This window comes from Niveibacterium microcysteis, assembly GCF_017161445.1.
Taxonomy (GTDB): domain Bacteria; phylum Pseudomonadota; class Gammaproteobacteria; order Burkholderiales; family Rhodocyclaceae; genus Niveibacterium; species Niveibacterium microcysteis.
The window spans coordinates 4,114,413-4,129,826 of record NZ_CP071060.1 but is presented as its reverse complement, the minus strand read 5'-3'; the positions used below and the strand labels follow the sequence as shown (position 1 = coordinate 4,129,826).

The window sequence follows — 15,414 nt, the reverse complement described above, 5'->3', positions numbered from 1 at the left end:
CGTGCCCGCTCAGGCGGCGACACCACCGAACTGCGCGTCGCGCCAAGTGGACGGCGCGACGCCGCTCCAGCGGCGGAAGGCGCGCGTGAAGCTCGCGATTTCGGCAAAGCCGAGCAGGTAGGCGATCTCGTTGATCGAGTGCGTGCCGGTGCGCAGGTAGTCATAGGCCAGTTCCTGGCGCAGGCTTTCGAGCAGACTCGCGAAGGTGAAACCCTGGTCGGCCAGGCGCCGCTGCAAGGTGCGCTCGGACAACAGTAACTTCTGCGCGATCACGCCACGGCTCACACCGCCCGACGGAAGCAGCTCGATCAACGCGCGGCGTGCGCGCGCAAGGATGTCGTCCTTGGCGTGGCGGGCGAGGTATTCGGACGCGATGTTTTCGGCCGACAGCGCCAGCTCAGCGTTGCCGCTCGGGAGCGGGCGATCGAGTTCTTCGTCGTCAATCGCGATGGCGTATTCGCTGGCGCCGAATTCGGGCTCAACGCCGTACAGCGCGCGCATCCGGTCGGCGGCTGCATTGCGTGGATGGCGCAGGCGAACCGCAGCAGGCTTGAAGTCGGGCCCTGCGATCGCGCGACACAGCCGCACCAGTGAGGCCATGCGCGCGTCGTAGCTGCGCGGTAGCGTGAAGCCATCTTCGGTATTGAACACCAGCCAGGTGCGCCCGGCTTCCGCGCGGATCTCGACTTCGTCCACCGAGCTGACGATGCGGAAGTAGCGCACGAGGCGGCGCCCGGCTTCGCGCAGGCTCGCGCTCGCCAGCCACGCGAAGCCGACGGCATGCAGCGTCGTGGGGTTGAGCCGTTCGGCGACGTCGAGGCCGAAGCATGGATCCCCATCCACCGCACGCACAGCGGCTTCCCAGAATTGTGCTGCCGGCACGAGCGGGATACGTGTGTTGGGGTCGCGCAGCAGCGCCGGGTCGATACCTGCACTTGCGGCAATCCCGTCCGCATCAAGCCCGCGGTCGGCGAGGGCGGTATGTACCAGCAGCATCACGCTGCTCAGCCAGGTGTCCTGCATGGTCGGTCGCCTGAAGGAATAGTCCCCACATTCTAGGGGGAGATTCACTGCCCGGCGGTGCCGACTGCACGCGTTTACACAAATGACAAAGGGCGGTCCGAAGACCGCCCGATGCGTTTCAAGATGTGCTGCCCGGTGGCATCAGAACTTGTAGTTCACGCCCATCGTGAAGATCGTCTGATTGCTGTCGAAGCTTGCGTTGGTGGTTTCAAACTTCGGGCCGCCGGCGTAGTGCGCCACCTCGGCGCGGATGCCGACGTTCTGTGTTGCCTTGAACTCACCACCGAAGCCCACCTTGGCCGCGGTGCCCGACTTGCTCTCGTCGTAGCCGGCGCCGGTCAGGTCGCGATCCATGTAGGCCAGACCGACCTTGCCATAGACATCGAAGCGTTCCGTCACCGGATACTTGCCGACCAGGTCCACCGAGATCGCTTCGTTCTTGGATTCGAGGCCCGCGGCCTTGGTCTTGCCGAGATCCTGATAGCCCATCTCGACGGCGAAGTTGCGGGTGAAGTCGTAGCCGCCATACACCCCCCAGGTGCTCGGCGTGTCCTTGAGTTCGCCAGCGCCGCTCACGTCGGCCGTCGAGGCACCCACATTGCCGCCAACGTAGAAGCCTTGGTCTGCGGCCATGGCACCACCAGCAAAAGTAGCAGCCGCTGCAGCGATGATCAGTTGGGTCTTCATGTTTGTTCCTTTCGTCTCTCATAAATCCCGCGCGGTGGAGGACTCGTGATTCTCTGAAGCCGCGCTCCGTTCTGGTAAGACGCATCGTACGGAACGGTGCCGCAATCCCCTTTGTCGTACCGAGACAGGGGCTTGGCTCATGCGGCCAGGGGCGGAAAGCAGATGTAAGCGGATGTGTGCTGGAAATGTCATCGACCGCCCAATATTGCGCACGCCTTCAAACGCACGCACTCGGGTCTATCAGCGTGGTCGGTATGATCGCAAGGCGGCGATCATAAGGTCGCTGGCTGATCTCGCTAATGGACGGAAGAGATGAATCAATCTGAAAGAGCGCAATCACGAAGCAGCCAACTCGGCATTCTGTTAGTGGCGCTCACTCTGGCTGGTTGCGGCGGTGGCGGCAGCGGCAGCGTTGGGGGGGCGGAGATACGGCTACGCCCGAACCTCCAGTGGCGCAGTCGCCACCGGTTAGTGGCCCTGCCCCAACGCCGGATGCGCCCGCTACGACGACAGCGCGTTTGCCGGTCGTATCGTTGGTCGCTTCGTCACCTGTTTGCGGCGCTGCTGATGAGCGCAGTGTTGCGTTGGTTGTTGATCAGAAGTTTGGCATTCCACTTGCAAGCGAACTGACGCGTTTGGGGGCCGACATCTCCGCAGACCTTGGCACATGCGTTCGCACTTTGACCGTGCAGGACGGTGATTCGGCGCAGTCGATCCGTAGGTCCCTGCAGGCGCTGCGGAGTGGGCATGGGCTTCAAGGCGCAGTTCTGATTGGCGACATCCCGGCTGTTCTATTTGGCGACTATGCAGGGTTTCCCAACGTGTCGCCATTTCTGACCGATTCATACTATGAGGTACTGAACGATAGGTATTGGGTCGACGCAAACAACAATGGGGTGTTCGACCGAACCTTCGACCTAGATGGAGATGGGGTCGCGTCGTTGCTGTTGGATGTGGCGAGCGACGCGCGAAGCCGCGACATCTGGACTGGCCGACTTACTCCCCCCAAAGGGGGGGCTCAGGACGAACGCGTCGAACAGTTGCGCCGATACCTCGACCGCAATCACGCGTATCGGATCGGCACAAAGTCCTATGAGCCTCGTATGCTCTACATGAACTCGGCCCATCGAGACAGCTTCCCGACCGACAGCTCCTTCCGAGCTGAGGTGCAGCAGAAGGATGCCGAGGCGATGTACCGCGCGAGCCGTCTCTTTGTTGCGCCGCCATCAGAAGCGTTGAGTTCGATCTGGAACGACGAGATGGCAACTCAGCGCCAGATCTGGCGCCAAGCAATCCAGGCGCCAGTGACATACACGTATGTGAACACGCATGGAACTTCGCAGGCGCAGTCAGCGGTAGAAGCCAATTCATGGACTGACTTCACGTCAGCAGACCTGGTGCGCACGCCGTACAACGGTTTGCTATTGGACTTCGTTTCCTGCTCGAACGCCGATTTCTCAGATCAGAACTACTTTGCTGGGAACGCCTTGTTTCTTGGGCAATCCTTGGCGGTGCGAGCCTTTAGCTCAGTAGTGCTGGTCACGGGCCGGGGGGCTGCGCCAATGTCCGTGCGCTTACTAGGCAGCGGACTGACCCTTGGTGAGATCAAGAAGTTCTCGGCGGCGATTGACAGCTATGTGATCGTTGGCGACCCCACTCTAAGGCTTAAGCCGCGATCGGGTTTGTTCGGCGAGATCCCCGTGGTTGCGGAGCTGACCTTTCCGGCTCTTTCGGTGGATTTTGTCGCGACCGCTAATCCGAAGCAGTCGATCCGACTGCGCAACGCAGGCGATCGATCAATTTCGATTCACCGAAGTGAACAGGTTCTCGGGACATCCTGGCAAGAACGCGGAACCTTGAATCGTTCAATACCGATTCCTAGTGCAAATGTTGGTCGTATTGGAATCGAACCCTCGTTCGTTGAAGATGCCGGGATTGTGCCACCTGAGACGATTGCCCCAGGGGAGAGCGTTATGCTGAATGTCTACTTCGTGAAGGCATACGCGGGTTCGAAGCCAGGGGTCTATCGGTGGATGGGTGTATTCGATAGCGACGATCCATCCATGCCAGTCTTTGCAATCAAGGCGTTTCAGAAGTTGGAATGACGGCGCGGCTGAGCTAAACGTCAGGTTTGGTGAATGTGGGTTGGGGTGCTCACAACCCTCTACTAGGGGGCAGCCTCTTCGCCCCCTTTCTTTCGCACTCAGACCACGCCGGCGCCCTGAGCCTGTTGGTCGGCCCAGTAGGACGAACGCACCATCGGGCCGCAGGCGGCGTTCTTGAAGCCCATCTTCAGCGCTTCGGTTTCGAACATCTTGAAGGTGTCGGGATGCACGTAGCGAAGCACCGGCAGGTGGCCGCCGGAGGGCTGCAGGTACTGGCCGATGGTGAGCATTTCGACGTTATGGGCGCGCAGGTCGCGCATCACTTCGAGGATCTCCTCGTCGGTCTCGCCGAGGCCCACCATCAGGCCGGACTTGGTCGGCACGTCCGGATGGCGTGCCTTGAATTCTTTCAGCAGCTGCAGCGAGTACGCGTAGTCCGAACCCGGGCGGGCCGCCTTGTAGAGACGTGGCACGGTTTCGAGGTTGTGGTTCATGACGTCGGGTGGCGCCTGGTCGAAAATCTCCAGTGCGATGTCCATGCGGCCGCGGAAGTCCGGCACCAGCACTTCGATGGTGGTCTTCGGCGAAGCGGCACGCGTTTCGCGGATGCAGTCGACGAAGTGCTGGGCACCGCCGTCGCGCAGATCGTCGCGATCCACCGAGGTGATCACCACATAGCGCAGGCGCATCGCCGCGATCGTCTTGGCGAGGTTGGCCGGCTCGTTTTCGTCGAGCGGGTTCGGGCGCCCATGACCCACATCGCAGAAGGGGCAGCGGCGGGTGCAGATGTCACCCATGATCATGAAGGTCGCAGTGCCCTTGCCGAAGCATTCATGGATGTTCGGGCAGGAGGCTTCCTCGCACACGGTGTGCAGCTTGTGATCGCGCAGCGTGTCCTTGATTTCGTTGAAGCGCGCGGTTTCCTCGGCGCCGCCCAGCCGGATGCGGATCCATTCCGGCTTGCGCAGTTTTTCGGCCACCGGAACGATCTTGATCGGGATGCGCGCCGTCTTGTCCGCGCCGCGAAGCTTCTTGCCGACTTCAGCCATGATGTCCTTTCAGGCCGCTGCCCGGCGGGCAGCGTGGTGGTGGGCGAAGCGCGCGTCGAGCGCGTCCGCCAGTTTGCGATGCACGACGTCGAGTGGATCTGCGACGCCGAAATCCTTCAGTTGGGCCGATTCCAGGCCCGGATAGCCGCATGGATTGATCGCCGAAAACGGCGAAAGATCCATGTCGCAGTTGAGCGATAGCCCGTGGTAGCTGCAGCCGTTGGCGATCTTCAGGCCCAGCGCGGCAATCTTGGCGCCGCCGACATAGACGCCGGGCGCGCCGTCCTTGAGGTGGGCATCGATCCCGTAGCCGCGCAGCACGTCGAGGATCGCCTGTTCGATCAGGCTCACCAGTTCGCGCACCTTGATCTCGCGCCGCGCGAGGTCGATCAGCAGATACACGACCGCCTGGCCGGGGCCGTGATAGGTGATCTGGCCGCCGCGGTCGATCTTCACCAGCGGGATGCCGGTTTCGCGCAGCAGGTGTTCCGGCTTGCCGGCGAGGCCCAGTGTAAACACCGGCGGATGCTCGACCAGCCACAGCTCGTCCGGCGTATCGCCGGTGCGGGCGCGTGTGAACGCCTGCATCGCGTGCCAGGTCGGTTCGTACTCGACGCGGCCCAGCGGCTTGCGCAGCAGTGGAGGGGGCAGGGCGTTCATGCGGTGGCGCTTGCCCCGCAACAACGCAAGGGCTTGACGAAAAAAGGGATTTTATCGGCCGGGCGCCAACCGGGCAACGCTGCGGGCGATGGGGTTATTCCCCCATACCCGCGCGTTTATGGCCGCGTGCGCGCCACGCGGCCCAATGGCTGTTCAGAGCACCACCTTCACGAAGGGGTGGCTGGTCAGCGAACGATAGATGTTGTCGAGCTGTTCGCGCGAAGTGGCGCGCACGGTGCAGGTCAGGCTGATGTACTTGCCGCCGCTCGACGCGCGCATCTCGACGCCGGTGGCGTCGAAGTCCGGCGCGTTCTGCTGCACCACCTCGACGATGGTCTGGGCGAAATCGTCGCGCGTCTCACCCATCACCTTGATCGGGAAGTCGCAAGGAAACTCAAGCAGTTCGGCGTTCGACATCGTGCTTGCTCCGGCGCTCAGAGGTTCTTGATCCAGTAGCGGATAGCGTCCCACAGGCGGCCGAAGAAGCCAGCCTGATCCACCGCTTCCAGTGCCACGACCGGGTAGGTGCCCAGCGGCTTGCCGTCCAGCGTCACCGTCAGCGTGCCGAGTTGTGCGCCCTTGACGATCGGCGCCTTGAGCGGCTGGCGGCTTTCAAGCTGAACCTTCAGCTTGGCGGCGTCACCCTGCGGCACCGACAGCACCAGATCGTTGGTGAAGCCGGCCTTCACGCTATCCGCCTTGCCCTGCCAGACCGGCAAGGTCTGCACGGCGGCGTTGGCGGCGTAGAGCTTGGTCGTCTCCCACGAGAGGAAGCCATAGTTCAGCAGCTTCTGCGATTCCGCGGTGCGCACCGAATCCGAAGTCGTGCCGGTAACCACTGAGATCAGGCGACGCGACCCGCGCTTGGCGGTGGACACCAGGCAGTAGCCGGCGGCCTCGGTGTGGCCCGTCTTCATGCCATCGACGGTCGGGTCGATGAACAGCAGGCGGTTGCGATTGGGCTGCTTGATCTTGTTGTAGGTGAATTCCTTCTGCGAGTAGAAGGAAAAGTATTCGGGGAAGTCGCGGATGATCGCCGCGGCCAGCGTGGCCAGGTCGCGCGGGCTCATGTAGTGGCCGTCCATGGTGAGACCGGCGGCATTGCGGAACTGGGTGTTCTTCAGACCCAGACGCTGTGCTTCCTTGTTCATGCGCGACACGAAGGCCTCTTCCGAGCCGGAAATCAGCTCGGCGAGCGCGATGCAGGCATCGTTGCCAGACTGCACGATCATGCCCTGGATCAGCTCGCGCACCGTCACCGGCATGCCCGGCATGATGAACATGCGGGAGCCGTCGAGGCTGGACTTGCGGGCGTTCTCCGACACGGCGACCTGCTGGTCCATCGAGATCGTCTTGGCCTTCAGCGCGCTGAAGGTCACGTAGGCGGTCATCAGCTTGGTCAGCGAGGCGGGCTCGATCCGCTCATCGGCGCCCTGCGCCGTCAGCACCTGACCGGAGCCAACGTCGTAGAGCAGCCAGGCGCGGGCTGCGAGGGCGGGTGGCGTGGGCTCGTTGGCTTGCGCAAAAGGCGCGGCAAGGGCGAGCGAAAGCGAGATCAGGACGGCGAACAGTCGTGTCATGGGGATTCTGCGGAGGGGCTGCGGACGGAGGGCGCGATTATACCCGGCAAGGCCAATGCGGCCGGGCTGGCTACATGCTGAAACACTTGGCGGCTGGCGTTCCTTTCTGTCATTTCAGACGCGCCAGTTGCAGTTCGGCGAGTGCGGGATAGAGCGGCGCGCTGATCAGTCGCGACAGCCCGCTTGCGATCAAGGTGCAGGCCATCAGGCTCAGCACCAGCTCGTGGCCGTCGACCATCTCCATCACGATGATGAAGGCCGTCAGCGGGGCCTGTGTCACGGCAGCGAGAAAGGCCGCCATGCCGAGCGCAATCAAGGTGGGCGCGTTCGGATAGGCCATCAGCGTGGCGACACTGTTGCCCAGGCCTGCGCCGATCGACAGTGAGGGCGCAAACAGGCCCCCCGGCACGCCGGAGGCCGCGGTGAACCAGGTGGCGACAAAGCGCAGCAGTACCGCCAGATGCGTCGACTCACTCGCGCCGGCAATCATCGCCTTGGTTTGCGCATAGCCGCTGCCATAGCTCGCGCCCTGGCTGACAATGCCGATCAGCGCGACGAGCAGGCCGCAGCAGGCCGCAAAGCGGATCGGCGCATGGCCGCGCAGGCGAGAGACGCGGTCCGTGGTGCGTCCGCTCAGGATCGCGATCAGCGCGCGGGCGAACAGCCCGCCCGCCGCACCGCACAGCAACGCCACCAGCAGCGCCGGCGCCACCATACGGAAACTGAAGCGCTCAACACGGATCACGCCAAAGTAGGTGTTGTTGCCATACACCGACACAGCCATCAGGCCAGCCAGCACGATCGCGCCAATCAGCAGGCCGTTGCGCCGCTGTTCCGGCCGCCGCGAGAGTTCCTCGATGGCGAACATCACGCCGCCGAGTGGCGTGTTGAACGCCGCGGCAATACCCGCCGCACCGCCCGCCATCAGCAAGCCGTTCTCCGAGATCTGCGACTGCGCCGGTAGCCAGCGGCGTGCGTTGCGCATGATGCCGGCGGCGATCTGCACCGACGGGCCCTCGCGGCCGAGCGCCAGTCCGCCGAGCAAGCCGGCGGCCGTGAGGAAGAGCTTGGCGACGGAAAGTTTCATCGACACGAACAGTGGCCGCTGTGCCGCGGCCGATTCGTGTTCAAGCACCGCGATGATTTGCGGGATGCCCGAGCCGGCGGCCCCCGGCGCGAAGCGGCGCGTGAGCCACACGATGCCGGCGGTGAGCAGCGGGGTCCAGATCAAAGGTGCCCACCATGCAGCGCGTTCGAGGCGGAAGAAGGCCGCCAGCGCCACTTCAGCGAGCCAGGTAAAGCCGACGATCGCAAGCCCGCTTGCCGCCGCGAAGGACAGCACCACCAGCCGCGCCGCCCACAACCGCCAGTCGGAGAATTCCTGCTGCAGGGCGTTCGCGACTTGGGGCTGGGGGGGCATGGGTTTCGCTCGCGACGATTTGAATTTGTACAAATATAATCAGTTTCGACGCACGCGTTGCCCACCAGTGCGCGGACGCCACACCTGCACAGATCGCAGTGGTGCGCTGTGCTGAGGCCTATCTCTCCGGATCACGAAAAGACCATGACCCACACCGCCACGCCGGCTGATGTACTGAGGCGTTTTCGCATCGTTTTCAACGCCGTACGCACCCATTTCCAGCAGGTGGAGATGAAGACCGGGCTGGGCGGCGCGCAGGTCTGGGCGCTGAGCCTGGTGCGCGACCACCCGGGCATCGGGATTGGCGAGTTGGCGCGGCGCATGGACATTCACCAGTCCACCGCGAGCAATCTGGTGAAGACCCTGGTCAAGCGCGAGTTGATTGCGGTGGCACGCGGTGAGTCGGATCGGCGCAGCGTGGCGCTGAAGATCCTCGCCGCGGGTCAGCTTGCGCTTGGCAAGGTGCCGGGGCCGTTCGAAGGTGTCTTGCCGGATGCATTGGAGCGCTTGCCGCAGCCGACGCTGGACCGGCTCGACGAGGATCTGCGTGTGCTGATCAACGCACTGCAGGCCGACGAGGAGGCGGGCCGGATTCCCCTCGGCCGCAGTTGATCGTGCCGTTCAGGGCTCGCTGCGGCGCGGGCCGCTGCCGGCTTCTAGCCAGAAGCTTGCTTCGGCGGCCGCCGCGACCTCCGTCAGAAAGCGATCGAGCAAGGGGTTGCAATTGAGCACACCCGGCTGACCCGCGTGAAATTCCGGGTGCCATTGCACGCCCAGCACGAAGTTCGGTGCATCGAGCCGGATCGCTTCGATGATGCCGTCCTCTGGGCTGTGGGCTTCGATACGAAGGTCGCGGCCGAGGCGGTCTATCGCCTGATGGTGAATCGATACGACGTCGCAGCCTTCACGCGTGTCCAGCGTGCGCGTAAGCAGGCCGTCGGGAACCAGGCTGACCGGATGCCGATGGCGATCGTAGGCAGGCGATTCGTGGCGTTCGCCGGTGCCGCAGAGCGAGGGCAGATCCTGGTGCAGCGTGCCGCCGAAGGCCACATTGATCAGCTGCATGCCGCGGCAGATGCCCAGCACCGGCTTGCCGCGCTCGATGAACACCGTCAGCAGCTCCAGCTCGTAGGCGTCGCGCACCGGGTCGCCGGCCCAGGCATCGCAGCGCGGTGTCTGGCCGTACACGCCGGGGCTCACATCGGCGCCGCCTTGCAGCACGAGTCCGTCTAGATAGTCGGCGTAATCGGCCAGTGCGATGTCGCCACGCCGGATCGGGCCATCGCCGAGCACGGACGGCACCATCAGCACCATCACATGCTGCGCGCCGATCCAGTGCGCGATGCTTTGCTCCAGGATCTGCAAGGTGCGGCGGAAGACGCCCTGGCGTTGCGTGTCAGGATGGAAGATCCGCGCCGACAGGCCTATCCGTAGCGGGCGCCCGAATGGGCCGCGTCGGCGCGGGGCAGAGTCATCGTTCATGTGAGGAAGCGCGCCGTGGCGGCGTCGACGAGGGTGTGGCTTGGCAGTGGATCGTGCATCTGCCCGCGCAGCCAGTCGGCCAGGGTTTCGCCTTGTGCGAAGCGCTCCAGCTGCGCGAGGGCATCCGCGCACTCAAGCGCGCGGGCGTCGTCGACAAGTGCTGCAAGCGTTTCGAGGATGTCCTCGCGCAGGCTCTTGCGCGTCAGCGTGCGGGGATTGACGTACTCGCCATCGAAGCCGAAGCGGCAGGCCTCGAAGCGGTTGAAGGTGTAGCAGAGGTAGTCGCGCTCCTGCGGCGGATCGCGGCGGTCGGTCAGCAGCCGTAGGGCCAGCGCCTGAAGGTAGGCCGCCAGTGCGGCCGCGTGGTCGACATCCAGCGGCGTGTCGCAGACACGCAGCTCCACCGTGCCGTACTCGGGTTTGGGGCGGATGTCCCAGTAGAAGTCCTTCATGCTGGCTACGATGCCGGCGGCGCGCATTGGTTCATAAAACTCGTGCTCGAAACGTTCCCACTCGAGGACGGGCGGCGCGTGACCGGAGAGCGGGAACGCGAACACGCTGTTGAGTCGCGACGAGGAAAAGCCGGTATCCGCGCCCTGACAGTACGGCGAACTGGCAGCCAGGGCGATGAAATGCGGCACGTAGCGCGCGAGCGCATGGGTCAGGTACATCGCATCGTCGGCCGACTCAACGCCGACATGGATGTGCTGCCCGAACACGGTGAACTGCCGTGCAAGGTAGCCGTAGCGGTTGGCGAGCGCCTCATAACGCTCGCCGGGGTAGATGCGGCGCTCCTGCCAGAGCTGGAAGGGGTGCGTGCCGCCACCGGCTAGGCGCACGCCGAGGGTGTTTGCGGCGCTGACCAGCGTGTCGCGGATTTCGCACAGCTGGGCGTGCAGGCTGCCGACACTGCGATGAACGTCGGTGGAAACCTCGATCATCGACTGTGTCATCTCCGGTTTGGCTTCGCCCGGAAACGGCTGTGCCGCAAGCAGATCGAGCAACTGTATGGCGCGAGGTGACAGATCGCGGGTATCGCGCTCGATGATCTGTAATTCGAGTTCGACGCCCAGTGTGAGCGGGGCCGAGGGTGCAAAGGTGGCGAGGGTCATGATTGCCTCCGTGTCGGTGAAAAACGAACTCGCGCTGCACGCGCGAGGACAGGAGGCCTGAGGATCAGGCCGGCGGGGGGAGTGTTTCCAAGGTAGCCGGTTAGTTATATTTGGGCAAATATAAAAACAAAATCTAACCAAGTTGCTTATCGGTCAGTGGCTATGCAGAGCGCCCGAGACCGGGCTTAACGTGTGATGACGAAGGGCTTGAAGCGCAGGGCTGCGCTGATGCGGTCTGCAATGCCGCGGGCTTCGCTCTCGCTGGCGTAGGGGCCCGCATGCAGCCGGAAGCGGCCATCGAGCGCCAGAACCTGCAACTGGCCAGCGAGCGAGCTCATTTCGTGGCTGACGAACTTGCGGAAGCTCTCGGCGTTGGCGGCACTCGCGAAAGCACCGAGCTGAAGGAAGATGCCGCTGGTCTTCGGCGCGGCCGGGCTTGCGGTGTTAAGCGGCTTGAGCTCGGTGACTGCAGTTGCGCTGATCGGTGCGGCCGCAAGCACCGGAGCATCGACCCGGGTACTTGCGGGCGCCGCCGGCGCCGGCTTCGCGCTGGCCACTTCAACCGGCTCAGGCGGCACCGGCTTGAGCGGCACGCGCTTCGGTGCGGGCCCGCGCTGGCGGATCGGCGGGATGTTCTCGGCGATGACCTCGATGCCTTCCGGCACGATGGCTTCGATCTCGACGTCGGTGTGGCCGGTATCGAGATAGTCGAGCTTGTAGGCTGCGGCGTACGAGAGATCGATTGAGCGGCCGGTGTGGAAAGGGCCGCGGTCGTTGATTCGCACGATCACCGACTTGCCGTTGCGCAGGTTGGTGATGCGCGCATAGCTCGGGATCGGCAGCGTCGGGTGTGCGGCGGTCATGCCGTACATGTCGTACTTCTCGCCGCTTGAGGTCGGCTTACCGTGGAACTTGCGGCCGTACCAGGACGCGAGGCCTTGCTCACGATACGGTGCGACCTGTTGCGCCGGCACGTATTCCTTGCCGAACACGTTGTACGGATTATTGGCAAAGCGATGCAGCGGCTCGGCTTTGGGTTCTGCGTCCGGTACCGAATCGAGGTTGTCCGGAATGTCGTCGCCGGGGCCGTCGTCCTTGTAGTAGCCGCCGCCCTTCTTCTGCACCACCTTCGGCTTGCTGCCGGAGGCGCTGGGCGGCTGCGGCCGCGCTTCGGGTTGCGGGCTGACCGGGGCGGGCGACGTGGCGCACGCCGACAGCACCAGCGCGGCGGCCAACGCCGAGAGCGTGCCGACCGGCAGGCGGGTGGAACCGTTACGGAAAACGCGGCGGATCATTTCTGGAGCAGCGTCCGGTGGCGGGCAACACTCATCAGGATACCCAAGCCCAGGCAAAGCGTCACCAGCGCAGTGCCGCCGTAGCTCACCAGCGGCAGCGGCACGCCCACCACCGGCAGGATGCCGGTCACCATGCCCATGTTCACGAACGCGTAGGTGAAGAAGGACAGCGAGATCGCGCCAGCCAGCAGGCGCCCGAACACGGTGGCCCCGTTCGCTGCGATCAGCAGGCCGCGCAGGATCACCAGCAGGAAGGTGAACAGCAGGCCGATGTTGCCGATCAGGCCGAACTCTTCCGAGATCACCGCGAAGACGAAGTCGGTGTGGCGTTCCGGGATGAACTCGAGCTGGGTCTGCGTGCCATTGCGCCAGCCTTTTCCGAGCACGCCGCCGGAGCCGATCGCGATCTCGGACTGAATGGTATGGAAGCCCTTGCCCAGCGGGTCGGAGGTTGGGTCGAGCAGGGTGCAGATGCGGTGTTTCTGGTAGTCGCGCAGGCCAGGCCATTGCACATCCGGTGCGCAGATCTTGTCTTCTGTCGCGACGATTGCGCCCACGCCAACTGCGCCGGCCAGCATCACCGGCGCGATCAGCTTCCACGAAAGGCCGGCGAAGAAGATCACGAACAGCCCGGCGGACAGCACCAGGATTGCGGTGCCAAGGTCGGGCTGCTTGGCGATCAGGCCGACTGGAATCGCAAGCAGCACGGTCGCAACGATGAAGTCGCGCACCGCGAGCGAGCCCTCACGGATCTGGAAGTACCAGGCCAGCATCAGCGGCATCGCGATCTTCAGCAGCTCGGAGGGCTGAATCCGCATGATGCCCAGATCCAGCCAGCGCTGCGCACCCTTCGAGATCTGCCCGAACAGCGCCACCGCGACGAGCAGCAGCACGCCCACCACATAAAGCGGCAGCGCGAGAGTTTGCAGCCGCTGCGGCGAGATGTTGGCAACCACCCACATCACCGCGAGCGCCACGCCCGTGTTGATCAGTTGCGCCTGAATGCGATCGGGCGAGGCCGACAACTGCACCACGGTCGTGAAGCCGATCAGCATCATCAACAGCGAGAACAGGAATGGGTCGATCGGCGCCGCGATGCGGCGCCACAGGCGTTGCAGGATCATTCCGCCCCCGGTTGTTCTGGTGCCGCACCTTCCGGCACCTTGCCGAGCAGGTAGTAGTCGAGCACCTGGCGCGCGATCGGCGCGGCCGACTCGGCACCGAAGCCGCCGTTCTCGACCAGGATCGCGAGCGCGATCTTCGGTGCTTCCACCGGGGCAAAGGCGATGAACAGCGCGTGGTCGCGCAGGCGCTCGCCGAGTTTGTGCGATTCGTACTTGCCGCCCTTGAGCGAGAAGACCTGAGCGGTACCGGTCTTGCCAGCCGCGACGTAGGGGGCGCCAGCAAAGGCGCGCGCGCCGGTGCCGTACTTGATCACGCCCACCATGGCGTCATGGATTACCTTCACATGCTCCGGCTTGATCGGGATCGTCTTCATCGGCTCCGGCTCGATGACGCGCTTCTCGTTGGTGCGCGGATCCTGCACAAACTTGACCAGGTGCGGCTTGTACATCACGCCACCGGCCGCGAGCGTGGCGGTCGCGTGCGCCATCTGCAGCATCGTGTAGTTGTTGTAGCCCTGCCCGATGCCAACCGAGATGGTTTCGCCGGCGTACCACTTCTGCAGCTCCGGCTTCTTGAAGCGCTTCTTCTTCCACTCCGGCGAGGGCAGCACGCCAGTCGCTTCGCCGCCGATGTCGATGCCGGTGCGCGAACCGAGCCCGAACTGGCCCAGCGTGCGCGCGATGGAATCAATGCCCATGTCGTTGGCGAGCGCGTAGTAGTACGTATCGCAGGAGACGATGATCGACTTGGCCATGTCGACCGAGCCGTGGCCGCCCTTCTTGTCGTCGCGGAACTGGTGGCCGCCGAACCAGAAGTAGCCGGGGTCCGAAATCGCCTGCGACGGCGTGCGCTTGCCCGTCATCAGTGCGGCAGTCGCCATGAAGGGCTTGAAGGTCGAGCCGGGCGGATACGAGGCGTAGATCGCGCGGTGAATCAGCGGGTGGTCCGGCGAATTGTTCAGCGCATCCCAGTTCTGCGGGTCGATGCCGTCAACGAACAGATTGGGGTCGAAGGTGGGCTTGGACACCAGTGCCAGCACGCCACCGGTGCCCGGTTCGATCGCCACCAGTGCGCCGCGCCGGTTGCCGAAGGCCGCCTCGGCGATCTTCTGCAACTGGCTGTCCAGCGTCAGTACGAGTTTGCGGCCCGGCACCGGCGGGGTGCGCGCAAGCGAGCGCACTGCGCGGCCACCGGCATCCACTTCGATCTGCTCGAAGCCGGTGGTGCCGTGGAGTTCATCCTCGTAGCTCTGCTCAAGTCCGCTCTTGCCGATGTGCTCGGTGCCGCGATAGTTCGCCGCACGGTCGTCATCTTCCTCGATGCGCGTCTTTTCCTTGTCGTTGATGCGGCCGATGTAGCCCAGCACATGCGAGGCGAACTCCCCTTCCGGGTACTGGCGGAAGAGGCGCGCCTTGATATCGACGCCCGGGAAGCGGTACCGCTGTGCGACGAAGCGCGCGACTTCCTCATCGGTCAGGCGGTTGCGGATTGGCAGGCTCTCGAAGGTTTTGCTCTCTTCGAGCAGCTTCTTGAAGCGCTTGCGGTCCTTCGGCTGGATGTCGACGATGCCGGCCAGTGCGTCGATCGTGGCATCCAGATCCTTGATGCGACTTGGCGTGATCTCCAGCGTGTAGGCGGAGTAGTTGCGCGCCAGCACCAGCCCGTTGCGATCGACGATCAGGCCGCGGTTCGGCACGATCGGTACCAGCGAGATGCGGTTGTCCTCCGCTCGCGTGCTGTAGTAATCGTGCTTGATCACCTGCAGCCAGACGAAGCGCGCAACCAGCAGGCCGAAACAGAAAAAGACGAACACGCTCGCTGCCAGCACGCGGCCGCGGAAGCGCGAGATCTCCTGTTCGGGTGTCTTGAATTCCAT

At 64.1% G+C, this 15,414-nt stretch carries 14 protein-coding genes; 2 read left to right on the top strand and 12 right to left on the bottom strand.

Translation table 11 applies throughout. The features are described from left to right. Window positions 1–9: 9 nt before the first annotated feature. Both JY500_RS18825 and JY500_RS18820 read right to left on the bottom strand, forming a co-directional pair. Entirely contained in the window at window positions 10–1,023 is a 1,014-nt protein-coding gene (locus JY500_RS18825; RefSeq protein ID WP_206254155.1) for an AraC family transcriptional regulator, read from the bottom strand. A gap of 141 nt (window positions 1,024–1,164) precedes the next feature. Continuing rightward, the gene (locus JY500_RS18820) at window positions 1,165–1,710 is read right to left on the bottom strand and encodes a porin family protein (protein ID WP_206254154.1); all 546 of its coding nucleotides are present in this window, start codon (window positions 1,708–1,710) and stop codon (window positions 1,165–1,167) included. Window positions 1,711–2,228: 518 nt separating this feature from the next. Between JY500_RS18820 and JY500_RS18815 the strand changes: the two genes are divergently transcribed. Next, window positions 2,229–3,815: a hypothetical protein gene (locus tag JY500_RS18815; RefSeq protein WP_206254153.1), complete on the top strand. Its 1,587-nt coding sequence runs from the start codon at window positions 2,229–2,231 to the stop codon at window positions 3,813–3,815. Window positions 3,816–3,913: 98 nt separating this feature from the next. Here the strand turns inward: JY500_RS18815 and lipA are convergent, their stop codons facing one another. The 5 genes from lipA to JY500_RS18790 form a co-directional block, all read right to left on the bottom strand. Further along, window positions 3,914–4,864 (bottom strand): lipoyl synthase, encoded by a 951-nt coding sequence (gene lipA, locus JY500_RS18810; protein ID WP_172203376.1) that lies wholly within the window; start codon window positions 4,862–4,864, stop codon window positions 3,914–3,916. A 9-nt stretch (window positions 4,865–4,873) separates the two neighbouring features. After that, window positions 4,874–5,524 carry a lipoyl(octanoyl) transferase LipB gene (gene lipB / locus JY500_RS18805; protein ID WP_206254152.1) on the bottom strand — a complete coding sequence of 217 codons (651 nt, stop codon included), beginning with the start codon at window positions 5,522–5,524 and terminating at the stop codon, window positions 4,874–4,876. A gap of 153 nt (window positions 5,525–5,677) precedes the next feature. After that, window positions 5,678–5,941, bottom strand: a complete 264-nt coding sequence (locus JY500_RS18800) for an HP0495 family protein (protein WP_172203374.1) — start codon at window positions 5,939–5,941, stop codon at window positions 5,678–5,680. Window positions 5,942–5,958: 17 nt separating this feature from the next. Continuing rightward, entirely contained in the window at window positions 5,959–7,104 is a 1,146-nt protein-coding gene (locus tag JY500_RS18795; protein ID WP_206254151.1) for a D-alanyl-D-alanine carboxypeptidase family protein, read from the bottom strand. Between the two features lie 109 nt (window positions 7,105–7,213). Then, window positions 7,214–8,524 (bottom strand): chloride channel protein, encoded by a 1,311-nt coding sequence (locus JY500_RS18790; RefSeq protein WP_206254150.1) that lies wholly within the window; start codon window positions 8,522–8,524, stop codon window positions 7,214–7,216. Between the two features lie 144 nt (window positions 8,525–8,668). On the opposite strand from JY500_RS18790, the gene JY500_RS18785 reads away from it, so the two are divergent. Further along, window positions 8,669–9,136 carry a MarR family winged helix-turn-helix transcriptional regulator gene (locus tag JY500_RS18785; RefSeq protein ID WP_172203371.1) on the top strand — a complete coding sequence of 156 codons (468 nt, stop codon included), beginning with the start codon at window positions 8,669–8,671 and terminating at the stop codon, window positions 9,134–9,136. Window positions 9,137–9,145: 9 nt separating this feature from the next. Here the strand turns inward: JY500_RS18785 and JY500_RS18780 are convergent, their stop codons facing one another. From JY500_RS18780 to mrdA, 5 genes are all read right to left on the bottom strand, one after another. Then, window positions 9,146–10,006: a gamma-glutamyl-gamma-aminobutyrate hydrolase family protein gene (locus JY500_RS18780; protein ID WP_206254149.1), complete on the bottom strand. Its 861-nt coding sequence runs from the start codon at window positions 10,004–10,006 to the stop codon at window positions 9,146–9,148. Then, complete coding sequence (locus JY500_RS18775) at window positions 10,003–11,118, bottom strand: YbdK family carboxylate-amine ligase (RefSeq protein ID WP_206254148.1); 1,116 nt, start codon at window positions 11,116–11,118, stop codon at window positions 10,003–10,005. Before JY500_RS18775 ends, JY500_RS18780 begins: the two co-directional genes overlap by 4 nt. Before the next feature lie 185 nt (window positions 11,119–11,303). After that, window positions 11,304–12,413 (bottom strand): septal ring lytic transglycosylase RlpA family protein, encoded by a 1,110-nt coding sequence (locus tag JY500_RS18770; RefSeq protein WP_206254147.1) that lies wholly within the window; start codon window positions 12,411–12,413, stop codon window positions 11,304–11,306. Beyond that, on the bottom strand, window positions 12,410–13,537 hold the full coding sequence (gene rodA / locus JY500_RS18765; protein WP_206254146.1) for a rod shape-determining protein RodA: 1,128 nt from the start codon (window positions 13,535–13,537) through the stop codon (window positions 12,410–12,412). The genes JY500_RS18770 and rodA overlap by 4 nt, the downstream gene beginning before the upstream one ends. Then, window positions 13,534–15,414 (bottom strand): penicillin-binding protein 2, encoded by a 1,881-nt coding sequence (mrdA, locus tag JY500_RS18760; protein WP_206254145.1) that lies wholly within the window; start codon window positions 15,412–15,414, stop codon window positions 13,534–13,536. The genes rodA and mrdA overlap by 4 nt, the downstream gene beginning before the upstream one ends.